23 protein-coding genes are annotated in these 25,548 nt (G+C 64.9%); 7 read left to right on the forward strand and 16 right to left on the reverse strand.

Annotated features, from left to right (window positions below; genetic code table 11):
- The first annotated feature begins 85 nt into the window (after positions 1 to 85).
- From CCR84_RS01245 to CCR84_RS01260, 4 genes are all read left to right on the forward strand, one after another.
- Positions 86 to 1,204: an ISAs1 family transposase gene (locus CCR84_RS01245; RefSeq protein ID WP_201209123.1), complete on the forward strand. Its 1,119-nt coding sequence runs from the start codon at positions 86 to 88 to the stop codon at positions 1,202 to 1,204.
- A gap of 28 nt (positions 1,205 to 1,232) precedes the next feature.
- Complete coding sequence (locus CCR84_RS01250) at positions 1,233 to 3,332, forward strand: c-type cytochrome (protein WP_201209124.1); 2,100 nt, start codon at positions 1,233 to 1,235, stop codon at positions 3,330 to 3,332.
- 384 nt (positions 3,333 to 3,716) lie between these two features.
- Positions 3,717 to 4,031 (forward strand): SGNH/GDSL hydrolase family protein, encoded by a 315-nt coding sequence (locus CCR84_RS01255; protein ID WP_201209125.1) that lies wholly within the window; start codon positions 3,717 to 3,719, stop codon positions 4,029 to 4,031.
- 38 nt (positions 4,032 to 4,069) lie between these two features.
- Positions 4,070 to 4,717 (forward strand): SGNH/GDSL hydrolase family protein, encoded by a 648-nt coding sequence (locus CCR84_RS01260; RefSeq protein WP_201209126.1) that lies wholly within the window; start codon positions 4,070 to 4,072, stop codon positions 4,715 to 4,717.
- Positions 4,718 to 4,857: 140 nt separating this feature from the next.
- Here the strand turns inward: CCR84_RS01260 and CCR84_RS01265 are convergent, their stop codons facing one another.
- The 10 genes from CCR84_RS01265 to CCR84_RS01310 form a co-directional block, all read right to left on the reverse strand.
- Positions 4,858 to 5,190 carry a hypothetical protein gene (locus tag CCR84_RS01265; RefSeq protein WP_201209127.1) on the reverse strand — a complete coding sequence of 111 codons (333 nt, stop codon included), beginning with the start codon at positions 5,188 to 5,190 and terminating at the stop codon, positions 4,858 to 4,860.
- A 109-nt stretch (positions 5,191 to 5,299) separates the two neighbouring features.
- On the reverse strand, positions 5,300 to 5,563 hold the full coding sequence (locus tag CCR84_RS01270; protein ID WP_201209128.1) for a M35 family metallo-endopeptidase: 264 nt from the start codon (positions 5,561 to 5,563) through the stop codon (positions 5,300 to 5,302).
- A 117-nt stretch (positions 5,564 to 5,680) separates the two neighbouring features.
- Positions 5,681 to 6,466, reverse strand: a complete 786-nt coding sequence (locus CCR84_RS01275) for a S1 family peptidase (RefSeq protein ID WP_338052541.1) — start codon at positions 6,464 to 6,466, stop codon at positions 5,681 to 5,683.
- A complete protein-coding gene (locus tag CCR84_RS01280) occupies positions 6,463 to 7,350 on the reverse strand; it encodes a transglycosylase SLT domain-containing protein (RefSeq protein ID WP_201209129.1) in 888 nt (295 codons plus the stop codon). Before CCR84_RS01280 ends, CCR84_RS01275 begins: the two co-directional genes overlap by 4 nt.
- Positions 7,351 to 7,379: 29 nt before the next feature.
- Entirely contained in the window at positions 7,380 to 10,154 is a 2,775-nt protein-coding gene (gene prsT, locus CCR84_RS01285; protein ID WP_201209130.1) for an XrtA/PEP-CTERM system TPR-repeat protein PrsT, read from the reverse strand.
- Positions 10,155 to 10,178: 24 nt separating this feature from the next.
- Entirely contained in the window at positions 10,179 to 11,537 is a 1,359-nt protein-coding gene (gene prsR / locus CCR84_RS01290) for a PEP-CTERM-box response regulator transcription factor (RefSeq protein WP_201209131.1), read from the reverse strand.
- Positions 11,534 to 13,648 (reverse strand): XrtA/PEP-CTERM system histidine kinase PrsK, encoded by a 2,115-nt coding sequence (gene prsK, locus CCR84_RS01295; protein WP_201209132.1) that lies wholly within the window; start codon positions 13,646 to 13,648, stop codon positions 11,534 to 11,536. Before prsK ends, prsR begins: the two co-directional genes overlap by 4 nt.
- Positions 13,649 to 13,699: 51 nt before the next feature.
- The gene (locus tag CCR84_RS01300; protein WP_201209133.1) at positions 13,700 to 14,773 is read right to left on the reverse strand and encodes a TIGR03013 family XrtA/PEP-CTERM system glycosyltransferase; all 1,074 of its coding nucleotides are present in this window, start codon (positions 14,771 to 14,773) and stop codon (positions 13,700 to 13,702) included.
- A 292-nt stretch (positions 14,774 to 15,065) separates the two neighbouring features.
- The gene (locus CCR84_RS01305; protein WP_201209134.1) at positions 15,066 to 16,313 is read right to left on the reverse strand and encodes a pyridoxal-dependent decarboxylase, exosortase A system-associated; all 1,248 of its coding nucleotides are present in this window, start codon (positions 16,311 to 16,313) and stop codon (positions 15,066 to 15,068) included.
- Positions 16,303 to 17,901, reverse strand: coding sequence for an acyl-CoA ligase (AMP-forming), exosortase A system-associated (locus tag CCR84_RS01310; protein WP_201209135.1), 1,599 nt, complete (start codon positions 17,899 to 17,901; stop codon positions 16,303 to 16,305). The genes CCR84_RS01305 and CCR84_RS01310 overlap by 11 nt, the downstream gene beginning before the upstream one ends.
- Before the next feature lie 121 nt (positions 17,902 to 18,022).
- Between CCR84_RS01310 and CCR84_RS01315 the strand changes: the two genes are divergently transcribed.
- From CCR84_RS01315 to CCR84_RS01325, 3 genes are read left to right on the forward strand one after another with little or no spacing between them, the layout of a single operon-like run.
- On the forward strand, positions 18,023 to 18,274 hold the full coding sequence (locus CCR84_RS01315; RefSeq protein ID WP_201209136.1) for a phosphopantetheine-binding protein: 252 nt from the start codon (positions 18,023 to 18,025) through the stop codon (positions 18,272 to 18,274).
- Positions 18,275 to 18,290: 16 nt separating this feature from the next.
- Complete coding sequence (locus CCR84_RS01320; protein WP_201209137.1) at positions 18,291 to 19,166, forward strand: hydrolase 2, exosortase A system-associated; 876 nt, start codon at positions 18,291 to 18,293, stop codon at positions 19,164 to 19,166.
- The gene (locus tag CCR84_RS01325) at positions 19,163 to 20,053 is read left to right on the forward strand and encodes a hydrolase 1, exosortase A system-associated (protein ID WP_201209138.1); all 891 of its coding nucleotides are present in this window, start codon (positions 19,163 to 19,165) and stop codon (positions 20,051 to 20,053) included. Before CCR84_RS01320 ends, CCR84_RS01325 begins: the two co-directional genes overlap by 4 nt.
- 18 nt (positions 20,054 to 20,071) lie before the next feature.
- Here the strand turns inward: CCR84_RS01325 and CCR84_RS01330 are convergent, their stop codons facing one another.
- Genes CCR84_RS01330 through CCR84_RS01355 form a run of 6 tightly spaced genes read right to left on the reverse strand, consistent with a single transcriptional unit; the run spans position 20,072 to position 25,531 of the window.
- Positions 20,072 to 22,150 (reverse strand): hypothetical protein, encoded by a 2,079-nt coding sequence (locus CCR84_RS01330; RefSeq protein WP_201209139.1) that lies wholly within the window; start codon positions 22,148 to 22,150, stop codon positions 20,072 to 20,074.
- Entirely contained in the window at positions 22,147 to 22,728 is a 582-nt protein-coding gene (locus CCR84_RS01335; protein ID WP_201209140.1) for a pilus assembly FimT family protein, read from the reverse strand. Before CCR84_RS01335 ends, CCR84_RS01330 begins: the two co-directional genes overlap by 4 nt.
- A 1-nt stretch (position 22,729) precedes the next feature.
- Entirely contained in the window at positions 22,730 to 23,179 is a 450-nt protein-coding gene (locus tag CCR84_RS01340; RefSeq protein WP_201209141.1) for a type IV pilus modification PilV family protein, read from the reverse strand.
- A 1-nt stretch (position 23,180) separates the two neighbouring features.
- Positions 23,181 to 23,708: a pilus assembly FimT family protein gene (locus tag CCR84_RS01345; RefSeq protein ID WP_201209142.1), complete on the reverse strand. Its 528-nt coding sequence runs from the start codon at positions 23,706 to 23,708 to the stop codon at positions 23,181 to 23,183.
- An 11-nt stretch (positions 23,709 to 23,719) separates the two neighbouring features.
- Positions 23,720 to 24,286, reverse strand: coding sequence for a hypothetical protein (locus CCR84_RS01350; RefSeq protein WP_201209143.1), 567 nt, complete (start codon positions 24,284 to 24,286; stop codon positions 23,720 to 23,722).
- A 15-nt stretch (positions 24,287 to 24,301) separates the two neighbouring features.
- A complete protein-coding gene (locus tag CCR84_RS01355) occupies positions 24,302 to 25,531 on the reverse strand; it encodes a type II secretion system F family protein (RefSeq protein ID WP_201209144.1) in 1,230 nt (409 codons plus the stop codon).
- Positions 25,532 to 25,548 lie beyond the last annotated feature (17 nt).

Here is a 25,548-nt window from a genome sequence, read left to right on the forward strand (position 1 = left end):
GCTTCATCTTGCAACCTTTCTCAAAATCGCATCTACTCCGTGCCTTTGAGCCAAGCGCATGAGAGCGACGGAAGGGGGCTGCCTGATGGAGTGTCTGTCCGAAATCGATGACCCACGCAAGCCCAGCAACGGCACCCTTCACGACTTCCGGGAGATCCTGGTGATCATGATCGCCGCCGTGCTCTCGGACTGTGACACCGTCGAAGACATCGCCTTCTGGGCGCAATCGAAGGAAGCGTGGCTGCGTCGCTTTTTGGTTCTCAAGAACGGCATCCCGTCCGAGGAAACCTTCCTTCGGATCCTTCGCGCGCTGAACCCGAAGCAGTTCGAAGCAGCATTCCGGCGCTGGGTGGGGGATGTCGTGGGCGCGCTGGCCGAAGAAGGTCACCAAGTTGGCACGATCGCCATCGACGGCAAGACAGTGCGCGGCTCTGGGAGTGCGGGCGAGTCGGCCATCCACATGGTCAGCGCATTTGCAACCGCGTTGGGGGTCGTGCTCGGACAGGAAAAGGTAGCCACCAAGAGTAACGAGATCAGCGCCATTCCCGAGCTGCTCCAGACGCTGGACATCAAGGGCCTGCTCGTCAGCATCGATGCAATGGGATGCCAGAAAAGCATTGCCAAACAGATTGTTGCGCAGAAGGGCGACTACCTGCTGATGGTCAAAGGCAATCAGCCCACACTGCATGCCGCGATCGAAGCCGCCTTCATCGGTCAGCACGGTGTCGAATCGGTCGACCGCGACAGTCTGGTCGAGCGCTCGCACGGACGCATAGTCGGCCAGATCGCTTCGGTGCTGCCTGCCAAGGGGATCGTCGATCCGGCAGACTGGCCTAAATGCGCAACGATCGGCCGCATCGACTCGATCCGGATTGTCGACGGCAAGGAATCCGGGCTCGAGCGTCGCTACTACATCAGTTCGCGCACGCTGAGCGCCGAGGCGCTGGCCCACGCGGTGCGGGCGCACTGGGCGGTGGAGAATCGGCTTCATTGGACGCTGGACGTCAGCTTCGGCGAAGACGCCAGCACGCTGCGCACGGACCACGCGCCGCAGAATCTGTCGCTACTTCGCAAGATGGCTCTGAACATCATCCGCGCCAACAAGGCGGACACGCGAAAGGCGAGTCTGCGTTTGAAGCGCAAGGGTGCTGCCTGGGATGATGACCTGAGAATGAACATGCTGAGAATCAAGCCGTTATGCTAGGCGAGTGCGGAAGCCCTGGGGGGGAAGCATGTTCAAACGTCTGATTCCAGCAGAGGGAAAGCGCCCGGCGTCCTCGGCAGGCCGCCGTGGCAAGGCCTTGCGACAAGGCCTTGGCGCCATCCTGCTCTTCGGCAGCGCGCTGCTCGGCATGATTGGGCAGGCTGTTGCATCCAGCGATGCACAAGTCGAACGCGGCCGTTACCTGGCTCGCCTGGGCGACTGCGTTGCCTGCCATACGACAGACAAGGGAACGGAAATGGCCGGCGGTCGCGCCCTGGAAACTCCGTTCGGCAAGCTATACTCGACCAACATCACGCCAGACCGCGATACCGGGATCGGCAACTACAGCTTCGAGCAATTCGACCGCGCCATGCGCAAGGGCATTGCCGCCGACGGTCACAAGCTTTATCCGGCCATGCCTTACCCGTCTTACGCAAAAATGACGGGGGAAGACATGCAAGCCCTCTACGCCTACCTGATGCGGGGCCTGTCACCGGTCAAGCAAGCCAACAAGCCCGACGAGATGCACTGGCCGTTCAGCATGCGCTGGGCACTGGCCATCTGGAACTGGCTGTTCCTCGACGAAACACCTTTCCAGCCGAACGCGAGCAAGGATGAAACCTGGAACCGGGGCGCCTACCTGGTTCAGGGCCTCGGCCACTGCGGTGCCTGCCACACGCCGCGGGGCCTGTTCTTCCAGGAAAAGGCCATGAGCGACGCCGGTGCGAAAGGCAATTACTTCCTGGCGGGTGAAACCGTCGAATCCTGGCGTGCGCTCAGCCTGCGTAACCTATGGACCGTCGAGGACACGGTCCTGTTCCTGAAGAGCGGTCGCAATCGCTTTGCGACCGCCTCGGGCAACATGACCGAAGTCATCACGCACAGCACCCAGCACTTCAAGGAAAGCGACCTGACAGCTGTCGCTACCTATCTCAAGTCACTGCCTCCCGGACCGTACGACAAACCGATGCCGGCCGGCGCAGCAAAACCGATGGTTGCCGCCCATGTCCCGGACACGCTGTTCACCACGCGCGGAGGCCTTGGCTATATCCAATTCTGCGGCGACTGCCACCGCGCCGATGGCGGCGGTGTCGACAAGATCTTCCCGACCCTGGCCGGCAATCCGACGGTCATGTCGAAGGATGCTTCGACCCTGATACATATCATGTTGACCGGAGGTCAAACCGCGCCAACGGCAACCCATCCGCGCGTCTTCGCCATGCCTGCCTTTGCCCGCTTGAGCGACGATGAACTCGCCGAGATCCTCAGCTTCGTCCGCGCCAGCTGGGGTGACGGTGCGCCAGTTGTGGAAAAATCACTGGTGACCAGGATGCGCGCCGAACTCGATCCCAAGACCACGGATTCGAGCAAGTTTGAAACACCGCGCCTGGCCGACATGCTCAAAGCAGCCAATGCCGACCAATTGGTCCGCGGCATGCGCCTCAACCTGGAAACCAAAGATCTGTTGCCCGGACATGTCGGCGATCAGCTCAATTGCACGAGTTGCCACCTGAATGCCGGCACAGTGGCTGATGGTTCCCCCTATGTCGGCGTTTCGGCCTTCTTCCCGAGCTACGCACCGCGTGCCGGGCGCATGATCGTGCTGGAAGACCGCATCAACGGCTGCTTCAAGCGCTCGATGAACGGCAAGCCGCTGCCCAAAGATTCGCCCGAGATGAAGGCCATGGTCGCCTACTTCGACTGGATGAAGGGCGAAACCAAACCGGAAGACAAGGTGCCAGGGCGCGGCGTCGGCAAGATCGACCGCTCGCTCAAGCCGGATAGCGAGAATGGCAAGAAGGTGTATGCCGAGCAATGCGCGATCTGCCACGGCGAGAACGGCGAAGGCCTGAGGAATGCGGCCGGCAAGATGGTCTACCCGCCGCTCTGGGGGGATGAGTCCTTCAACATCGGTGCCGGCATGGCCCGTACCTATACGGCCGCCGCCTTCGTCAAACGCAACATGCCGATAGGCTTCCACGGAAAATTCCCGCTCGGCCAGGGGGGACTCTCGGACCAGGAAGCAGTCGACGTTGCCGAATACTTCAGCCACCAGCCGCGCCCGGACTTCCCGGAAAAGGTCAATGACTGGCCGAAGGATCCGAAGCCGGCAGACGCCCGCTACTAGAAAGTTCAGGATCCCTCTTTTCGCAAACAGCGACCGCCCCGGCAACGGGGCGTTTCCTTGACTCGATGAGCGGGTAGGTCGCATTCTCAGGGCAAGGAGGCGTTTTTCCCACCGGGAATCAGCTCGGCGGGCCACGCTTGGCATGCCCATCCTGCGCAGACGGCCGCCACTGGCCCCCGCTGTGCACGGGATCTGGCACATGATGGTGCTGGCCGGCAGCCTGCTGCCCTGCCTGCAGGAGCCCCTGCTGTCGACAAAGCTTACAGTGCGCCTGCGCAAGGACCGAGGGATTCGTTCAAGGCACTGAATTCATGGGATTCGATGTCGCCGGAGCGATTGTTGCTTGCTTTCACGGGAAGGTCTTGCGCAAACCGGGGGGCAATCATGAAGACGACACAGTGGATACGCCGGCTGTCGATGACGGGGGCTGCCATCCTGCTCTCGCTCTTCGCGCTCACGAGCAATGTCTCTGCCGCCGCTTACAGTTCGCTGACCGTCTATGGGGACAGCCTGTCGGACAACGGCAATCTTTTTGCGGCGACGGGTCTTCCTGTCGATCCTTACTACGCGGGCAGGCGCTCGAACGGGCCCGTTGCCGTCGAGTATCTGGCAGCATCGCAGGGGGGGCTCCGCTGGTCGATTTTGCATGGATCGGCGCCACCACGGGACTCGGCAACTACGCCGACAACGGAACGGTGACCAGTCCGGGCTTTGCCGGACTGCCGGGCATGCAGACGATGTACGCGATCACGGCACCCTCGCTGTCAGCGTCGGTCGGGTCCCTCGACCCTTCCTATCTGACGAGCGGACTCTTCGTCGTCTGGGGCGGTCCGAATGACTGGCTGGCCCCGTCGCCTCTGGATCTCATGCCCGATGCCATCATCGGCAGAGCCGTAGCCAACGAGCTCGGAATCGTCGGCGGATTGCTGTCCTTGGGCGTGAGCAACATCCTGGTGCCGGGGATGCCTGATCTTGGCCTCACTCCTTATTTCAGCGGGCTTGGCCCGTCGATCGCGGCGGGCGCCACTGCGTTTGCCGACGAGTTCAATGCACAACTCGCGGCGTCGCTGGCCGCACTGTCGCCGGACATCGTCTTCTACGACACGGCTGCCCTGTTCAGGTCGGTGGTCGCCAACCCGGCGGCCTACGGTTTCAGCAACGTGAGTGACTACTGCTTCGACTTGGCGCCTTGTGACGGCTACCTGTTTTTCGACGACTTCCATCCGACCACGGCGGCGCACGCGCTGCTGGCCAGCGAGTTCACGCGGGCGGTTCCCGAACCTGCCACGCTCACGCTGTTCGCTTTCGCCCTCCTCGCGCTGGGCCGTTCTCGTCGCTACGGATGCGATGGGCTCGGCAGTGATCGCAAGCTGACAAGCTTGTGAGCCACGTCACGACTGTGCTCGTCGTCGGAAGTTCAGTTTGCTGGAAGCGGCAGAGTCTTGCGCCTGAAGCTGGTCTTGCGCGAGGACCGGGCAGCTTGAACAGCCGCTCGCGTCAGGCGTGGGCCCCGCACTGACCCGCCCTACGGCAAGGAGCGTACGCATCTCGTGGCTGGATCAACTTCGTAGCGACGACCGGTTTCGGTGACGATCTGCAACTTGCCGTCGGGCGATTCGGTCAATGTCCTGATATGGTCTTCTTGCGTATCGGATTCGAGGCGCTGATCGACGACAGGTGCGGATACCTTGAGCGTCCACAGACGGACGCCCGTGCTTGCATCGTAGGCGCCGAGTACGCCGGGAGCGTGCTCCGGGCCGGGAGTCGTCGTCTGGATCGTCGGCTCGTAGCGCACGGCGCCGATGGTCACTGGGGCGACCCATGCTACCAGAGGACGGCTGGATGAGAGACCGGACATGGGTTTCTCCTTCGTTTCGGGGGCAGGGGCAGACTTCCAGCAAGGGCTTCCGTGGTCATTCTCATGGCAATGAAACCGGCGGTCAGAAGTCGGTGCTGTACACTGAAGCTCATTTCAGAACTCTGCCCCGGAGCCCATCGTCCAAGGCCCCCGCACAATCTGCTGCAAAAAACGCCCAGCTCTCGGCATTGTTCAGGCATGTCTTCGTACTGAAGTTGTTCTTCTCCGGTTTCATCCCCAGTACGTTGTGGGCGTAGCGAAAATCATCCACGCCGAGTTCCACATGCGCCATTTCATGAACGAGGATCCGGGTCCAGTTCTTCTTGCCCGACAAAATGTTCTGGTCAGCAAAGAATGCACTTTCTATGTACACCACCCTAATCCCGTCGCTAGCGGCTGAGCCCGGCGCCGCTGCTGCTTCGGACAACCAGATGGTGCTGGTGGTGTCCCCGCGAATGGATGGGCAATGCCTCCTGTGTCGGTGCCAGGACTAGCGCGTTTCCGCCTGCTCGACCTGCCGGATCAGCTCGGCCAGGTAATTGGCCGGTATCGCGTAGCTGATTCCGGAGGGGTTGGTGAGCGCGGCTTCCTTGCTGCCCTTGACGAAGACCATGTTGATGACGCCGAGGACTTCGCCGCTGTCGAGGTCGAACACCGGGCTGCCGCTGTTGCCCGGGTAGGCCGTCGCGTCGAGCTGGAAGATGCGGAAGGCGCCGCTCTTCAGTTGGCGGAGCAGTTTTTCGTTGATTTGCCGCGCATTGCCGGCGGGCAGGGCGATCGGCGTGATCGAGGAAATCATGCCGCGATGGGTCACGCGTGAAAAGCCCAGCGCGCCGCCGATCGGGAAGCCGGTAAAGCCGATCGACTGGCCCTCGCGGACGCTGTCGGAATCGAGCAGTTTCAGCGCGGGAAGGGCGGGGCCTTCGATCCGGATCAGCGCGAGGTCATGGGCCCGGTCACGGCTGGCGACGCGAGCGCGCCGGATTTCACTGTCTCCCCTGGCGTTGCGCGCCTCGATGACCAGTTCCGGTGCATCGGGGCCCGCGTCCTCGGGCAGGACGTGCGCGTTGGTGGCGACGAGCCTGCCGTTGGCGACGACGAAGCCGGTGCCGCGCAGCACGAACTGCGGGCTGTCGGTCTTCCTGTAGGTACCGACGACGACGACCGAGGGCTTGACGAACTCGATGGTGTCGCTCATCCCGGCGTGCGCGGCTCCGCTTGCCAGGCCGAGCAGGGCGGCGGCGAACGCGAGGAGCGTGTGAAGGACGGGTTTCACAGCAGCCTGCGCGCGGAGATGCGCTGGAGTTCCGGCGAGGGCGCGGTGACCGCCGGGTCGTAGGGATGCTCGTCGCGTTTGAACAGCGTGCGGATGCGCTGCACGTAATCGCGTGTCTCGGGGTAGGGTGGGATGCCGCGGTAGCGTTCGACTGCGCCCTCGCCGGCATTGTAGGCGGCGGCGACGAGCTTCACGTCGCCGCGGAAATAGGCGAGCAGCCAGCGCAGGTAGGAAAGGCCACCGCGGATGTTCTGCTCGGGATCGAAGGGTTTGCTGACCTTGAAGCGCTCTGCCGTTTCGGGAATCAGCTGCATCAGGCCCTGCGCATTCTTCGGTGACAGGGCGGCGTGGTTGAAGTTGGACTCGCTGCGCACGATGGCCATCGCCAGTCGTGGATGGACGCCGTATTCGGGGGCGATGCGCCGCAGCATGCCGATGATTTCGCGTTGCGCGGGCGGCGGATCGTCGTCGCCCTGCGCGTCGATCTCTTCGTCATCCGGGTCCCTGAGGCACGCCGGAGGATCCCCGCTCGGCTCGCCCACCTGGCGCAGCATGCGCTGCGCGAGGGGATCGCCGCTTCGGGCTGCGAGCGCGAAGAAGTGCGCGGCCATAGCGTCGTCGCGCGGAACACCGCGCGCATTGGCGTAGATCCAGCCGAGGCTGTATTGCGCTTCGATGTCGCCGAGACGGGCGGCTGCGCAATACAGCTCGATGGCCCGGGCCGGGTCACGCGCCACCCCTTCGCCATGCTCGAAGCTGCGCGCCTCCACCCGCAGTGCCGCTGCCTGTGTGCCGGAATCGTTAGCGGCTGCCGCCGGCAGCGCGCCGACGAGCAGGGCGAACAGGAGCGCGGCGCTGGCGGGATTGGGGCGCGCTGGCTTCATGGCTGGACCCGATCGGCACGCGAGTTCGCTCAGAGCTGCTTCTGCAAGCTGCTCACTTCGGCCTGCCCGCCGAACTTGTCGCCGAGCTTGGCCAGCGCGTCGAGTTCCTTCTTCGCTTCGGCCTTCTTGCCGGCGCCGATCAGGGTCTTGGCGAGGTTCAGCTGAATCGACGCGGCCTCAGGCGCGAGCGAGAGCGCCTGGCGCAGGAGTTCGATTGCCTTTGCCGATTCGCCCTTCTGCGCGAGCAGTACGGCGAGGGTGTCCATGAAGGCGGGCTGGTTGGGCGCGAGCTGGTTGGCCTTTTCAGCATATTCGATCGCCTTCGCCTCCTTCATCTGTCCGCTCACCCAGGCGAGGTTGTTGAGCAGCAAGGCATTGTTCGGCTGGATGGCGAGCGCCGCGCGATAGTGTTGCGCAGCCAGTGCGTAATCCTTGCGCGCGATGGCGAGGTCGCCTTGGTGCGCGCGCAGCGCGACATCCTTCGGTTGCTCCTTGCGCCAGGTCGCGGCCATCTTCTCGGCTTCAGCCGCATTGCCGGAAGCGATCAGCGACGAGTAGAGCTTGATCGCGAGTTCGGGTACCAGCGTCAGCTTGAGCGCGCTGCGGTAGGAAGCGATGGCTTCCGGCCACTGCTTCGCGGCAGCGTGGATGTCGCCTTCGAGCGCGAAACCGACAGCTTCCTTCGGTCGTTGTTTCTGCACCTCGCGGGCGACGACTAGCGCTTGCTCGGGCTTCTTCGCCTCCAGCGCCAGCAGGATCAATCCACGCTGGGCTTCGAGCAGGTCCGGCTTGATCGCCAGCGCCGCCTGCAGGCTCTTGCCGGCTTCGTCAGGATTCTTGCCTGCCAGGTGAATGTCGGCCATGCGCATTTGCGCCAGCGGCGAAGCCGGTTGCAGCGCGGCGAGTTTGCCGTAAGTGACGAGCGCCTGGTTGGTGTCGCCGGCAATCTGCTGCGTGCGCCCGAGTGCGTCGAGGATCTCGGGACTGTCGGGAATGGCCGCAGCGGCTTCGCTGGCCGCGGTGAGTGCCTTCTTGTTTTCCTTCCGGCTCAGGTAGTACTGGACGAGGCTCAGTCGCGCGCCGACGTCACTGCCGTTGGCGGTGATCGCCTTGTCGATCAATCCGGCGACCTCTGCCGTCGTGCCACCGCCGCTGGCCTTCAGTTCGGCGAGTGCGAGCAGCGCCCGGACATTCCTGGGATCGGCGGCGAGCACCGACTCGAAACGCTTGCGTGCATCCTCAGGCTTCTTGTCGCGCAGGTCGAGCGCGGCGAGGCTCGCGGCCGCCGGGAAGAAGGTCGGCTTGAGCGCAAGCGCCTTGGCGAAGCTCTGCCTGGCAGCGGGGATGTCCTGCTTGGCGAGCAGCGCGAGTCCGCGCAGATTGTGGGTGGCGGGATTGTCGGGGTCCTTCTTTTCCAGGCTGGCGATCGCCTTCAGCGCTTTGTCCGGCTGCTTGCTGCGCAGGTAGGTGCTGATCAGGACCAGGTCGGCGATGGTGCCCTTGTCGGAGAGCGCAATCTGCTGCAATTCCTCGAGCGCCGCACCGCTGTTGCCTTGTGCCATGTGGGCGATCGACAGCGCGGTCTTCTTGCGCGCGTCTTCAGGTTCGAGCTTGCTCGCCCTGGCAAAGTAGTCGGCGGCCTTGTCGGCATCGCCGTTCTGCAGGTATGTCTCGCCGGCCAGCGTCAGGAAGGCGGAATCCTTGCCGATCAGCTCGCGAACGGGCTCCAGCGTGGCCAGCGCCTTGGCCGGTTGCCCGGTGCGCAGATAGCTGGCGATCAGCAGTTTACGCGCCAGCACGAGTCCCGGCTGCTGCTTCAGGGCCTGGCTGAGGTAAGTCTCGGCCTGCGCGTACGAACGCAACTGGAATTCGACCGCACCGGCCAACTGCAGCCCGTTCGTCGCATTCGGTGCGATCTTGAGCAGTTGCTGCGTCAGTTCGCGTGCTGCCTTGTAATCCTTGCGCTGATAGTTAGCCTGCGCGTCGAAATAAATCGTCTGCGGATTGTTCGGCGCCAGCTTCTTCATGGCCTCGATCTGGGTGCTGGCTTGCTCGAGTTCCTGCCGCGCGAACAGGCTGCCGATGAGCGCCGAACGGGCGGGCAGGTAATCGGGCTTCACTTCGCTGGCCTTGCGGTACAAGGCCAGTGCGCCTTCCTGGTCGCCCTTGAAGGCGAGCAAGGATCCCTTGAGCAGCAGCGCTTCGTGGTCCTGCGCGTTCCTGGCCAGTACTTCGTCGACGATCGCCAGTGCCTCGTCGGGCTTCTGGCCGGCCGCCTTTCTCCGGGCGTCGGCCAGTTTCGCCGGCGCATAGTCGGGTTGCGCAGCGAGTGCTGCGTCGAGGGCTTGCTCCGCTTGCTCGCGCTGCCCCTGGAGCGCATAGGCGACGCTCAGCAGGGTCTTGAGTTTTGCCGACGGCTCGCCGCCGGGGAGCTCGGTCGTCGCGAATTCGTCGGTGAGCTTCTTCGCCTGGCCGCTGGCGATGAGCGCCTGGGCCAGCAGGGGGACGGCTTCTGCGTTCGGGTACTTGAGTTCGAGCGCCTTGCGCAATTCGACCTCGGCACCGGCTACGTCGCCGCTGTCGAGCAGCGCCTTGCCGAGAAGGAAACGCGCTTCGGCGATCTTGGGGTCCTTCTGCAGTGCGTTCTTCAACTGGATCACGGCCGACTTGTTGTCGTTCCTGGCCAGGAAGTCCTTGCTGGAGGCGAGCAGCGCGTCTGCGCTCTCGCCTCCGCAGGCGCCGAGCAAGGCGGCGGTCAACAGCATGCCGAGGCTTGCAGCAAGGCTCGAAGCGGGCTTGTTCATGGGATTCCTTTCTCGGTTTTGGCCTTACTTGATGCCCAGACGGTGCATGAGGTCATACAGGGTCGGGCGGCTGATGCCGAGGATCTCGGCGGTGCGGAGCAGGTTGCCGTCGGTGCGACCGAGGGCGGTGACGATGGCCTTGCGTTCGGCGTCTTCGCGGATCCGGCGCAGGTCGATGAAGCCTCGATCGTTCTCTGCCACGCTGGCGATGTTCAGGTCGTCGCGGGAGATCTGCGTGCTTTCGGCCATGATGACCGCGCGTTTGATGCAGTTCTCGAGTTCACGGACGTTGCCGGGCCAGCTGTGCGACTCGATCGCGCGGATCGCCTCTTCGGTGATCGTCATCCCCGTCCTGTTCTGTTCGACACAGAAGCGGCGGACGAAGGCGTGGGCGAGCAGGGAGGGGTCGCCCTCACGGTCGCGCAGCGGCGGGATGTTGATCTCGATCTCGGCGAGCCGATAGAAGAGGTCCTCGCGGAACTGGCCGGCCTTGATCAGGGCGGGCAGTTCCTGATGGGTGGCGCAGACGATGCGCACGTCGACGGGGATTTCGTGCCTGCCGCCGATGTGCTCGACGGTCCGCTCCTGCAGGAAGCGCAGCAGCTTGGCCTGCAGCGAATGCGGCAGGTCGCCGATCTCGTCGAGCAGCAGCGTGCCGCCGTTGGCGCTTTCGATCTTCCCCGGCGTCGTCTTGGCGGCGCCGGTGAAGGCGCCTTTTTCGTAGCCGAAGAGCTCGCTTTCGAGCAGGTTGTCGGGAATCGCAGCGCAGTTGATGGCGACAAAACGACCGTTCTTGCGCGGCGACGCCTCGTGCAGGCCGCGCGCGAGCACCTCCTTGCCGGTGCCGCTTTCGCCGAGCAGGAGGACGGTCGCGTTGCTCTGGGCGATCTTCTCGATCGTCCGGCACAGGCGCAGCATCTGCGGCGAGCGGGTCAGCAGTCCGGACAGCGCGGCCGGGTGCTGGCTGGCACGCAGGCGCCGGTTTTCCTCCTGCAGGTCGTGCAGGCGGAACGCGCGCTCGATGGTCAGCAGCAAGAGCTCGGGTTCGAAGGGCTTGGCGAAGAAATCGTAGGCACCCAGTTCGATCGCGCGCAGCGCGTTGGTCCGATCGTTCTGTCCGGTAAGGACGATCACCTTGGTGTCCGGCGCGATCGACAGGAGCTGTTCGAGCAGGCGGAAGCCCTCGGACGCCGAATCGGGGTCAGGCGGGAGCCCCAGGTCCATGGTGACGACCGCGGGGTTGTGGCGGTGGATCTGCGCGAGCGCGCTTTCACGGTCGCCGGCGGTCAAGGCTTCGAAGCGGTCTAACGACCAGCGCATCTGCTTTTGCAGCGCCGGGTCATCCTCGACGATCAGCAGCGGACGAAGCTTCTCCGAGTTCATGCAGCCTCCCTGGCAGCCGGCGCGGCTTCGCTGTGTAGCTCGTGGAGCGGCAGCATCAGGGTGATGCGGGTGCCGCGATCGACTTCGCTGTCGACCAGAATTTCTCCTCCCAGCTCACGGACGTATTGCGCACTCTCGTAGGCGCCGATTCCCATCCCCGTGTTCTTCGTGCTCTGGAAAGGCTTGAAAAGTCTCTCACGAATAAAATCATTTGTCATGCCTTTTCCGCTGTCGCCGACTTCCAGCGCGGCGTGCTCGCCGCGCCTTGCCAGTGCTATCCAGACACTGCCCTCGGATGGCGTGGCATCGAGCGCGTTCTGCACCAGATGGCCGATGACGCGCTCCAGGCGATCGGCGTGGCCGATGGCCGACAGCCGGTCGTGGACGGTCGTCGCCACCACCCGGCCCTGCTTCATCTTTGCCGAGCGGATGTGCTCGATGATCTCGGGCAGGAAGACGCCGCAGGCTCTTCCCGATGGCGTCGCCCCTTCGCGCAACTGCGCCATGAGTTGCCGCATGCGATCGACCGAGTTTTCCACGGTCATCAGCATGTCTTCCTGAAACTCGGGATTGCCGCGGTGGCGCTCGGCATTCTTCAGCATCAGCGACAGCTGGGTCATGATGTTCTTGAGATCGTGCACGACGAAGGCCGACATCTTGTTGAAGGCGTCGAATTTCCTGGCCTCGAGCAGCGCCTCGGTGGCCTGCATCTTGGTCAGGAAGCCCGCTGCCTGGCAGCCTGCGGTGCGCAAGAGGTCGTTGACTTCCCAATTGACGTCGATCGCCGTCCGCGAACTGGCGAGGATCACGAAGCCGGCCAGTTCCTTGCCGACCATCAGCGGAACGACCAGCCAGGCGTTGCTCATCTGCGACAGCCATTCCGGGACCTCGAAATCGCGGTAACGGCTGCGGTGCGAGCGATACTCTTCGAGATTGACAACCCAGCCGCTGTCCAGCAGGAAGCGGACGAGGCTGCCGTCGGCGCTTTCCTGCGCAGTGTTTTCCGGCATGTTCCAGCGGGCGGTCTGCGAGTAGTTCTCGTTGTTGAGGTCGCGCAACCACAATACGCCGGCGGGGCTTTCGACCATGTTGGCCAGACCGCGGATGACGTGCTCGCCCATCGCCTGTGGAGAATCCTGTGCGGACAGAGTCTGTGTGAAGCGCAGCCACTCTTCACGATAATCGTAGCGATAGGTGAACAGGTGCTTGCCGATGATGACGCGCAGTTTGGCGCGCATCGAACCCGAAACGGCGAGCATGCCCAGGACCAGGATCGCGGCGCAGACGAGCGCCAACTGCAGGGCGCGCCCCCAGGAGCCACCGAAGTAGCGGACGTAATAGCCGACCCCGGCCATGAACAGCAGATAGAGGCCGGCGATGAGCAGGGTTGCCGAATGGAAAACCGCCTTCCGCGAGAGGCGGATCCTCGACGTCCAGTCGCGACTGCGCAGCGCGGCGACGGCAAGCAGCGGGACGCTCAGGGCATGGACCACGCCGCGAACGATCAGCGCGTCATCGTCGATCCGGCCGAACATCAGGGCATCGGCAAAGAGGTAGACATCGAAGGCGAACTGCGCGCCGAGACCGAGACAGAGCGGCTTGATGTGCCAGCGGGAATCCTCCCTCACCGTGCGCAACAGCTGTTCGATCAGCAGCAGCGCCAGCAGCGGCATCGCCAGGCGCTGAAACAGCGACGCGCGCCAGCCGAGTTCGGTGGCAAGGAGTCCCTGGGCGGTCGAGAATTGCAGGGCTACGCCGCCGACGACCAGCAGTGTGCAGGCAACGGGTGCCCACAGCGCTTGCCGTGCCAGGAGCGCGCGCAGCTTGCCTTGCGGCACCAGCAGCAGGAGCAAGAAGGCGTACCAGGCGGATTGCCGCAGCAGGTCGAGCAGCGCTGCCGCCGGCGCGAACAGCGGATCGAGCGCGGCCATGGCCATCGAGGTGAGCCCGCCCCAGAGTGCCGAGAGGACGACGGCGATCAGCAGCGCGACGGGACGGACTCCGCGCCGCCAGGCGCGGCCGAGGAAGAGCAGGTAGGCTGCGAGCAGTGCATAGGCCGCCGCGGCCAGCGCGTGGCTGGCGACTACCAGTGTTGCGGATTCGGAGAGCATGGTCCGGAAGGATGTGTTTTGGGCGAGGGCCTGCGATGATCGCGGTGACGCTTACTGGGCACCCTTGCCGGTGAGCACGACACCGATCGTCGCCACGAGGATCATCAGGTCGAGATACAGAGAATGGTTCTTGACGTAGAAGAGGTCGTACTGGAGCTTTTCCGCCGACTCCTCGACGCTCCCGCCGTAGTGGTGGCGAACCTGCGCCCAACCGGTGACGCCGGGCTTGACGCTGTGGCGGACCGCGTAGAACGGAATTTCCCTGGTCAGCTGGTCGACGAAGAACGGACGCTCCGGACGCGGGCCGACCATGCTCATCTCGCCCTTGAGCACGCTGTAGAGTTGTGGCAGCTCGTCGATGCGCAGCTTGCGAATGATCCTGCCCACCCGGGTGACGCGCTCGTCGTGCGCTTTCGCCCAGACGGCCTGGCCTCCCTTCTCGGCGTCGCGACGCATGCTGCGGAACTTGATGACGTCGAAGAGTCGTCCGTTGCGCCCGACCCGTTGCTGCCGGTAGAGGATCGGGAAACCGTCCTCGACGACGATGGCCAGCGCGGTAAGGAGCATGACCGGCCAGGCAAGGGCGAGCAGGATCGAGGCGCAAACGATGTCCGACAGCCGCTTGAGGGTGGAACGCAGGCGGCCCTGCCGGAAGCCGTCGCCGAAGATCAGCCACCCCGCGTAGAGCGACTCGAGTCGAATCTGGCCGAGATTCGCCTCGAAGTGGCTGGCCATGTCGAGCACGCGGATGCCCTGGAGTTTGCAGTCGAGCAGTTCGCGCAAGGGCATCGCGCCGCCGCGTCGTTCGGAGACCGCGACGATGATCTCGTCCACCTGCAGCGCCTTCGCCGTGTCGACGACCGACTGGTGGCGAGGGACGATCAGTTCGTGCGGGACCGCGACCTCGCTCTCGTTGGGGCTGAAGCAGAACCCGGCGATCTGCGTCGAAGGACCGCAGCTCTCGAGCACCTGCTTGACGCGCAGCGCCTTGCTTCCCGTGCCGAAGACGAGTACGCGGCGCGTCTCCGTCGCCATCATCGTACGGTAGTCCGGGACCAGGCGGCCGAACACCTGGTTCAGCATCTCGACGAACCAGGACAGTCCATTGCTTGGTGCTTCCATCATGTGCCCTCGCTAGTGTCAAACGCGAGCTTGCGCATGAAGTGCGCGAGCTGCTGCATGGCATCGAAACGCTTCCGCTTTCCTGAACATGAGCATTCGGGAACACCTCGGTCGAGCAGGTGGCGACCACCGGAAGCATGCATGAACTCGCCCATGGCATATGCCATGAGATTTTTGCATTGTAGGGGATCGACCCCGAATATGTAAGTCGATTGAGCAGCGGCGCGGCCGCTCTGCTGCAGCGCCGCCAGCCGCGCGAGCGCCGGCAGCGCTGCGCCCGCGTGCGCGCCTGGCCTCAGAGCAGCAGTTCCAGCGCCTGCGGATGCCCGAGAAAGCCTTGCGGGCTGGCGCTGGCGCCGTAGGCGCCGGACTGGAAGATCACGAAGAGGTCGCCCGCTTGCGCCGCCGGCAGCAGCATGCGCTCTGCCAGCAGGTCGAGCGGCGTGCATAAGGGGCCGACCACCGAGACGAGCTCGCGGCTGCCGGCGTCCATGCGGTTGCCGATGGCGACCGGATAGTTCTTGCGGATCACCTGGCCGAAATTGCCGGAGGCCGACAGGTGGTGATGCAGCCCGCCATCGACGATGAGATAGGTCTGGCCACGCGAGACCTTGCGCTCGATGACGCGGGCGACGTAGATCCCCGCCTCACCGACCAGGTAACGCCCGAGTTCGATGACCAGTTCGGCGCCGGGCATCTCGGCGGCGGCGCGAGCGGCCAGGCGCTGCAGGTTCTCGCCGATGGCGCAAAGATTGAGCCGCTCTTCGCCGGGAAAGTAGGGGATGCCGAAACCGCCGCCGAGATTGACTACGCGTAGCGGCGACGGGGCGTGCGCCGAGAGGCGCAGCGCCAGCTCGTAGGACTGCTGCTGCGCGGCGCAGATGGCTTCGGCGTTCAGGTTCTGCGCGCCGGCGAAGAGGTGAAAGCCTTCGAAGCGCAGGCCCGCGCAGCTGATCGCGGCGAGCAGTGCGGGCACCTGTTCGCTATCGACGCCGAACTGCTTCGGCCCGCCGCCCATCCTCATGCCCGAGCCCTTCAGTTCGAAGTCGGGGTTGATGCGCACGGCGACGCGCACCGGCAAGCACAGTTCCGCGCCGATGCGCGCGAGTTCGTCGACTTCGCGGAAGGATTCGAGGTTGATCAGCACCCCGGCCGCGACGGCCTGGCGCAGTTCCGCCGTGCGCTTGCCCGGTCCGGCAAAGCTGATCGCGCGCGGGGCGGCGCCGGCGTCGAGCGCAGTCTTCAGTTCGCCCGCCGAGGCGACGTCGATGCCATCGACCAGACTCGCCATGAATCCGACCAGCGCCGGCATCGGGTTGGCCTTCATCGCGTAGTGCAGCTGCACCGACGCCGGCAGCACCGCGCGCAGTTCGGCGACCCGCGCGCGGATCAGCCCGCGCGAGTAGGCGTAGAACGGCGTGCTGCCGGCGCGCGCAGCGAGGCGATCGAGCGGCATGCCGCCGACCAGCAATTGGCCGTCGGCGACCGTGAATTGGTCCATCGCTGCATGCGCCGGCAGCGGGCGCGGCGCACTAGCCGACATGTCGATCCACCCATTCGGTTGACAGCGTCTTGCGGTCGATCTTGCCGTTCGGGTTGCGCGGCAGCGGACCGGAGTGCGCCTCGACGCCTGCCGGGACCATGTAAGCCGGCATGCGCCGGCGACACTCGGCGATCAGGGCGGCGACGTCGAGTTCGGCGCCGGGGGGCGGCGTCGCGATCACCTGGATCGACTGGCCGAGGCGGTCGTCGTCGATGCCGAAGGCGACGCATTCGCCGACGAGGCGGGTGGCGTAGAGGACCTCCTCGACCTCGGTCGGGCTGACACGATAGCCCGAGGTCTTGATCATCTCGTCGCGGCGACCGATGAAATAGAGGAATCCTTCCTCGTCCCGGCGCACCGTGTCGCCCGAGAACACGGCGATCTCGGGCAGTACCAGCCCCGGCTCGCGCCCCGGAACGTTCGCCGGCAGCGGCTTGTAGCGCTCGCCGGTCTTCTCCGGGTTGTTCCAGTAGCCCATGCCAACCAGCGCGCCGCGGTGCACGAGTTCGCCGGGCTCGTCGGCCGCGCACGGCGAACCGTCCTCGCGCAGTACCAGGATCTCGGCGTTGGGGATGGCCTTGCCGATCGAGTCCGGTCGGCGGTCGATTTCCTCCGGTGGCAGGTAGGTCGAACGGAACGCCTCGGTCAGCCCGTACATCAGGTAGGGCCTGGCCTGCGGCAGTTTCGCGCGCAAGGCCTTCAGCGTCTCCAGCGGCATCCGTCCGCCGGTATTGGCAAAGTAGCGCAGGTGCTCGCCGATCGACGCCGGCCAGTCCAGCCGGGCGAGCTGGAAGTAGAGGGGCGGCACCGCGGTGAGTCCGCTCACCCGTTCGCGCTCGATGGCCTTGAGCACGTCGCGTGGCAGCAGGTAGTTGAGCAGGACGACGCGCGCGCCGACATGGAAGGCGGTCGTCAGCTGGCTGAAGCCGGCGTCGAAGGAGAGCGGCAGGGCGGCGAGCAGCGTGTCTTCGGCGTCGTTCTCCAGATACCCGGCAACGCTCTTGGCCCCTGCGACCATGTTGCGGTGCGAAAGGACGACGCCCTTGGGCTTGCCGGTGCTGCCCGAGGTGTACAGGATCGCCAGCATGTCGGTATCGATCACCCGGTGCCCCGGCGCCGGGCTGTGCGCGAGCAGCTCGCTCCAGCGGCAGACCTGCGTACCGCCCGCCGTCGGTGCTGGCTGCGTCGAATCGAGCAGCACCAGATGGCGCAGCTCGCTGCTCTGCGCCAGCACCGCCTGCAGGAGGTCGAGGCGCTCGGGCGAGGTCAGCAGCACGCGCACCTGGCAGTCGCGCAGGATATAGGCGACCTGCTCGGCCTTGAGCAGCGGATTGAGCGGGACGAAGACGCCGCCGGCAGCGGCGGCGCCGAAGCTGGCGATCACCGTCTCGAAGCGCTTTTCAAGGTAGATGCCGACGCGCTCGCCACGCTGCAGGCCCAGCGCCAGCAGGCCGGCGCTGCAGCGGCGCACCGCCTCGTGCAGCGCCCCGTAGTTCATGTCCGCGTCGCCGTCGGTGAGCGCGGTCGCAGCCGGGTCGCGCGCGGCGGCGAGGTCGATCAGCTCGTGCAGCAGGGTGGCTTCGCGCATCGGTGTCCGCTCCGGCAAGAGTTGGCTGAAAACGTCGAGCTTTCATGTCCCTGCGCTCCTCGCCGCGCCGGGTCTTATGATCTTATAATGAATTCCGCGAACATGCCTATGGAGTATAGCCGTGGATGCGAAACAAGAAGTGCTGCAGCTTCTCGACGAGGTGCTCAGTCTCAAGGGGCGCAGCGCGGGGTTTTCCCTCGACAGCGCGCTGCTCGGCGCGATCCCGGAACTGGACTCGATGGCGGTGGTCGCCCTGATCGGCGCGCTGGAGGAGCGCTTCGGCTTCGCCATTGCCGACGACGAGATCGACGGCGCGGTCTTCGCCACCGTCGGTTCGTTGGTCGGCTTCGTCGACGGCAAGCTGGCCGCCTAGCCGGCGGGGACCGCGCTTGCACCCCTTCTTCCTGCCCGTCGCCACGGGGCAGCGCTTCTGCCTCCACCATCCGGCGCGGGGCGGCGCGGCGCGGCGGGCGCTGCTCTACCTGCCTCCCTTCGGCGAGGAAATGAACAAGTCGCGGCGCATGGCGGCCGTGCAGGCGCGCGTACTCGCCGCAGCCGGCTGCGAGGTGCTGCAGATCGACCTCTGCGGATGCGGCGACAGTTCCGGCGACTTCGGCGAAGCCAGCTGGCAGGGCTGGCTCGACGACGTGCTCGCCGCGCACGCCTGGCTGTGCGCGCGCAGCGACGCCCCGCTGACGCTGTGGGGGCTGCGCGCGGGTTGCCTGCTGGCGGCGGATGCGGCACCCTTGCTGCCCGAGCCGCTCGATTTCCTCTTCTGGCAGCCTGTCCTCTCGGGCAAGCAGTACTGGCAGCAAGTGCTGCGCCTGAAGCTCGCCGGCGAACTCGCCGGCAGCGCGGCTGCGGGTGCTTCCGACTGGCGTCGGGACCTGGCTGCCGGTCGCCGGATCGAGATCGCAGGCTATGCGATTGCGCCCGACTTGGTCGAAGGGCTGGCGCAAGCCGAACTGCGCCTGGCTCCTGATGGCGTCGGCCGGGTCGGCTGGCTGGAGCTTTCGCTGCGCGAGGGCGCGATGCTCTCACCCGCCGCGCAGCAGCGCATCGAACAACTGCGGGCGGCAGGCATTCGGGTCGACGCCGACGTGGTGCGCGGCCCCGCGTTCTGGCAGACGGTCGAGGTCGAGGAGGCGCCGGAACTGATCGCCGCCAGCCTGGCCTGGCTGGAAAGCCTGGAGTCCGGACAGGAGTGGGGCCAGCAGTGCGGCAAGGAGTGTGGTCAGGAGTGTGGCCAGGAGTCGGGGCGATGAAGTTCTCCGAACAGCCGCTCGTCTTCCGCTGTGGCGGCGACGAACTGCTCGGCATCGTCGCGCTGCCCGAACAGGCGGCAACGACCGCCGTCGTCATCGTCGTCGGCGGTCCGCAGTACCGCGTCGGCAGCCACCGCCAGTTCCGCCTGCTCGCCGCGGCGCTCGCCACCGCCGGCTACCCGGTGTTGCGCTTCGACTATCGCGGGATGGGCGACAGCAGCGGCGAGCGGCGTGATTTCACGCAGGTGAATGAGGACATCGGCGCCGCCATCGACGCCCTGTGCGCCGCCTGTCCGCAGACGCGGCGCGTCGTCCTCTGGGGGCTGTGCGACGCCGCGTCGGCCAGCCTGCTCTACCTCGACGCGAGCGGCGACCCGCGCGTCGGCGGGCTGGTGCTGCTCAACCCCTGGGTGCGCTCGCCGGCGACGCAGGCGCTGACGCGGGTCAAGCACTACTACGGGCAGCGGCTGCTGCAGGCCGCTTTCTGGCGCAAGCTCCTCTCCGGCCAGCTCGCGGTCGGCAAGGCGCTGGCCGGATTTCTAGGCAACCTGCGGCGTGCGCGAAGGCGTGCGGGTGCTGCAGAGGGGGAGGGCGCCGACGCTGGTGCCGCGCACAGCTTCCAGCAAGGCATGCGGCGCGGGCTGCGCAACTTCCCCGGCGAGACGCTGCTCCTGCTCAGCGGCAAGGACTACACGGCCCGGGAATTCGTCGAGATGACGAGCGCCGACGCCGAATGGTCGGCGCTGCTCGCGCGCGCCGGCGTCACCCGCGTCGAGCTCGCCGACGCCGACCACACCTTCTCGTCGGCGCGCTGGCGCGGCGAGGTCGAAGCGCACAGCCGCGACTGGCTGGCCTCACTGGAGCGTCTGCCTGCTGCGGCGCGGTGAGCAGCGGGCCGCGTCCCGCTATTGCGCGACCTCGCTCCAGGTGCGCCCCATGGAAATCGCGGCGTTGAGCGAAGTCGGTGTCCCGGCGCTGTCCAGGCAGGTGAAGCCGGCAACCCAGGAATCCGTTCCGCTGGGAAGCGCGCTGCTGGCGAGCCGGAATCCGGTCGTTGTCGTGGAGTGGTCGAACAGCGCGCAGGTACCGCCGCAGATTTCGGCGCCGACGAGGGCGGTCGGAATCGGCTTGTCTACCGTGAAGGTTTTATTCAAGGGATCGACGGTAATGACCTTCGTACCGGCTTGAAAAGCACCCATACTCAAGGCGTTCCCCAGACGAACGGCGACGATGGTTCCCACCGTCGGTAATTCGGCAGCTTTTGTAATTTTGGGTACGGAAACGACCGTGTTTCCCGCGCTGGCAAACGCTCCACCGATGAGCATCGGGGTGCCGCTCGCCACGTCCTTGGCTGAGAGGATCCCATTGATCAGGAACTTGGGGGAACTGTCCAAGAGATAGATCCCTTCGTGGCCCGGCGTTGGGACAGCTTGATCGGGCAATTTTTCCTTATAGCTGATAATTTTTGGCGTATTGGTTATGCCCGCGACGCCGACCAGCACAGAATCGCTGCCATCGTATGCAATCGGCGCGCCACCGATAATTTGCTCGACGACCAATTCCCTGTCGATATAGGTGATCAAGCTCGCAGTGATTATCTTGTCTTTGGCATCGGATTTTGCCACTGGGTTTGTCATGACATAGGTCTTGCCGCCACAGCCGCTGTATGACTTGGTGATTGTTGTAATCGTTGCCGTGGGGCTGTTGTTGTCGAACCAGTTTTGATTGGAAGCGGTGCTTATCTTGTCGCCAACCTGAAAAGAGGCGACGATTCCTGACGGGTCGTTAAGCACGCAAAATCCGGCTTTGTTTATGAAGTCAACAGTGACGTTGCCCTCCACGGGTTGTCCATTCCTGATGGATCCGCGAATCCTCGTCCCGTAGCTGTAGGCCGGATTGTGCTTGTACCAGAGTTCGGAAGACACCGTGTTGGCCGCCGCTTTGTTCGTCGGATGCGGCGACTTGGCGATGTAATCCAGGGGGATCGTATTGAACGACACCTCACCCGCTTTCAACTGCCCGGTCGCACTGGTGCCGATTGCATGCGCCGAATAGCCGAGGATCAGCGTGTCGCCTGCGGGTGTGCTGCCATCCCGATAGCACCAGCTTGCGGCGTTATCGGGGCTGGCGCCATCGGTGGTGCTGCCGGTCGTTCCGTTACCCTTGGTGGTATTGATGTCCGCATAGGCGCCGACGACGGTCGGGCTCTTGCCGTTGGCTCCCGGAAACAGCGCGCCGGTTTGGGCGACGTCGGTATTGGCGGACAGCCTCTGATAGACGGAGGTCTCGGCTGTCGTCTGCGGCACCGTATTGCCAAGTCCGAAAATCCTGCTGCCGTCGGATAGCTGCCAGCGAAGATCGCCTGCTGCAAGGCAGCCGCCGCTCCAGCAGCCCACGTTGCCGGCGGCCGCCAGGTTGAAGACGCCGATCCCGACGGGGGGCGTGCTCAGGCCGGGCAGGGTCAGCCACCAGACGGGCGGTGGCGCTTTCTGGTTGGAGCAGTCCTTGTTGCTAGCCGCCTTGCAGAAAGCCATCGACGACATCTTGTAGATGCTCTTGACCGTCCTTGTGCTTTCTCCCGATTCGCCGCGGATGGTGACCGCGCAGGCGTAACAGCCGCTGGTACAGCCGGCAGGCTCGGTAGCGACCGAGACGTACTCGAAGGTGTCGTTGCCGACCAGCAACCGTTGCCCCGGGGGCAGGCACGAACCCGTCGTGCCGATGCAGCAATTCGTTCTGCTGTCGAAGCCGTCGCTGCCATCCACACCGGCCGTGATCCTGGTGGTCGCCACTTGCAGGCCGCTTTCGGCGAGCGTCAGGGCGCCGACCCGCGCCGGCTGCCGCGAGTCGTCGCTGCTCGACGTTCCGGAAATGACGAAGGTCTGCACGAGCACGAACGTCACCACCGTGATCATGACGATAACCAGAAGCACCGAAACGATTCCGCGTTGGCGAGAGGCGGGTTGGCAGCCGACGGTTTTCATTTGGTGAGCCTCAGTGCAACCAGCGTTCGCTGGTTGATGGCCTTGACGTCGGCGGGAGCGACGGTCAGGTGGATCCGGACGTAACGAAGTTTTTTCTTGTCGGATGTCGGGGTCAAGCCCTCATCAAGGAAGCTCAGCCCCAATACGCTCACGTCGCCGACCAAGGTATGACCGTTGAGGCTCAGGGTCGTTCCGCTGCAAGTGATCGTCACAGGCGCGTCGGCATCGTTGGTGAAGCTGAAGCTGCTGCTCGGGCAGAGGGCGAGCGCTGGCGTCGGCGGCGTCGGCGGAGGGGGCAAGGTGGCTGGTGTCGCAATGAGGTATTGGCCCTGGCCGGCATCGTACTTGATCGTGCGTATCTCGTTTGCCAGGCGCTCCATGGCATAACGCGCCCTGGAAACCGCTGCATTTTCGGCATTGACCAAGCGTCCGGTCGTGTAGCTGTCGGCGAACATGGTCGAGCCGACGGTACCGAGGATGCCGAGCAGGACGATGACCATGATCAGTTCGAGCAGCGTGAAGCCGCGGCTGCACCGGGGAACTGCCGTTCGCTGCGAGAGCCGGATCGGGGCGTTCATTTCAGGGCTCCACCAGCATCAGGTGGATCGGTTTGAGCTCGCCGTGGCTGATCGTGATCAGCTTGCACGACTTCCCGTCGCTGGTGCGGTAGGGGCACTCGGGGAGGGTATAGGGGCTGGCCGCGTCCGACTGTCCGCTCATCACCGAGACGGTCGGTGCGCTGTAGCCGGGGAGTGTGATCTGACTGCAAACGCTCTGCGCAAAGGTGTCGGTCACGGCCGCGAAGTCCGTCTTTCCTTCAGCGTTTTTCATGCCCTTGGCCAGCAGGGTTTCGAAGCACTCCTGCATCAGTTGCGATTTGGCCAGGGTGTCGCGGTTTTCCTGCAATCCCCTGAAGATGTTGCCGGAGAGCATGACGACGGTGGTCGCGGCAATACTGAGCAGGACCATGGAGATGATCAACTCGATCAGGGTGAAACCACGCGTTGTGGCGAAGCGGGTGGCGGCCATTTCAGGGACAGGGGGCAGCAGTGCAGACGACCGCCAGCCCGGTTTCGGCGGTGACGCCGACGTAGATGGTCCATTTGGACGATGCGAGGGAATAGCTGTGGCTGGCGTTCGGCTTGCCCAGCGTGTCGAAAGTCAGCGTCGTGCCTTGCAGCGCGCCGAGCACGGTGCCCTTCTCGAGGGTGACCTTGAAGGCTTGCCGCGTTCCCGGGTCGATGATCGGATCGCTGTCGCAGGGGGCGTCGCTGAGTTTGTAGGTGTAAGTGCTGCCGTGAGTGCAACTCACCTGATAAGTCCCGTTGCTGCCCGGGCTGACGGAAAAGCTCAGGTTGCGTCCCAGTGAAGTCGCCAGCGCCTGCGTGTGGCGCAGGTCGGAGGCCATTTTCTCGGCTTGCGATTGCAGGGTGAGATCGGAGACCGAGTTGCTCCTGCTGATGGCGACGACGCTCAGGATCGCGATCAGCACGATGACCATGATCAGCTCGATCAGGGTGAAGCCTGCGTGCCGCGGGCGGGGGCGCGGGAGAATCATCGCTGATCGGCTCAGCCGGCGAACCGGGTGCCGAGCCAGAGGCAGGTGACGCTGGCGGCGAGCAGGATGATGCCCGTCGTGCGCGGCCGGTCGAGCAGTTGCTCGTAAAACCCGCCGGGATCGGTGTCCTCACGTTGCGGCGCGGGCGCGAGCCAGCGGTTGGCATGGGCCTCGATCGGTTTCAGCGCACTCGGGCGGACGCGCATGACGACGCCGATGGCGAGCACCAGCAGCGCCAGCAGCCAGCAGAGAAGGACGAAGACGAGGCCTCCCCGGTCGCCGAACGACGCCGACAGGTGTTCGGCGTTCAGCTGGTAGAGCAGCCACATCCAGAGCACCGCGGCGCCGGTGAGCAGCGGGCCGACCTTGCGGTGATGCCGGTAGAGCGGGCGTTCGATGCTCACCCGCCAGTCGAGCAGTGTGCCGAGATCGGCGCGCAGCCAGGCGCTCAGCGGGTGGGCGTCGCTGCTGAACGGCGCCGGGACGAGCAGCAGCAGCGTCCCGACGATGCCGCCGAGTGCGCCGGCGACGGCGATCGCGTCGCCGATCAGCGACAGTTGGCTGGGGGTCAGTGGCATGCTTCGTTTACCCCCTTAGCGCGGCCTGGCCAGTTGCGTCATCTCCCACAGCGGCTGGAAGATGCCGAGCAGCAGGATGCCGACGAGAACGCCCATGAAGGCGAGCAGGATCGGTTCGATCGCATCCCCGAGGCGCGCCACCTCGTACTCGACCTCGCCCTGATAGACGTCGGCGACCTGGGTGAGCATGCCTTCGATGTCGCCGGTTTCCTCGCCGACGGCGATCATCTGCAATTCCAGCGGCGAGAAGATTTCCGCGGTCCGCGCGACACGCAGGATGCTCTCGCCCCGGGCGACGCCCTCACGCATGGTGAGGATGCGATCCGCGTAGAAGGCATTGTCGACGACGCGCGCGACCAGCGTGAAGGCTTGCACCAGGGGCACGCCGCTTCTGGAGGCGGTGGCGAAGCTGCGGCAGAAGCGCGCCAGCGCGGCTTTCTTGAGAATGCTGCCGATGATCGGCAGCCTGAGCTTGAAGCGGTCCCAGGCGTAACCGCCCTTTTCGGATGCGACGAAGAGCTTCGCAGCGTAATAGGTGATGGCCATCGCAGCGACGATCAGCAACCAGTACTTGAGCGCGAAATCCGAAGTGCCTAGCAGGATTCGCGTCAGTAGAGGGAGTTCGACCTTGATGCTCTTGAACAGGTTGGCGAAGGTCGGGATGACGAACACGGCGACGGTGGCGATCGCCGCGGCGATCGCGACCATGACGAAGCTCGGGTAGCGCAAGGCACTCTTGATCTTGTTGCGCATGTTCTTCTCGAATTCGATCTGCTTGAACAGGCGCAGGAAGATCTCTTCGAGTTGCCCGGAATTCTCGCCGACGCGAACCATATTGACATAATAGTCGTTGAACAACTGCGGGTGACGCGACATCGCGGTGCTCAGGTCGACGCCCTTGTCGAGGTCGGTACGCATGTCGCGCATCACCTCGGCGAGCGCCTTGTTGCCGGTCGAGCGCTGGATGCTGGCGAGTGCCTGCATCGTCGGGATCCCGGCGCGGACCATGGTGCCCAGTTGCCGGGTCAGCAGCAGCAGGTCGTCCTGCTTCAGCGCGCCGATGCGCTGCAACCTGCGCAGCCATTCCGGCTGGCCGGCCAGCTTGTCCGGCTCGACGGTGATGCTGATCGGCGCAATGCCGGTCGACATCAGCCAGGCGGCGACGGCCTCCGGAGTCGCCGATTCGATGCTGCCGCGCATCAATTCGCCGCGCTGGTTGCGTCCGGTGTAGCGATAGTTGTCCATCAAGGCGGTGCCTGGCG

This window comes from Rhodocyclus purpureus (genome assembly GCF_016653115.1).
Lineage (GTDB): Bacteria > Pseudomonadota > Gammaproteobacteria > Burkholderiales > Rhodocyclaceae > Rhodocyclus > Rhodocyclus purpureus.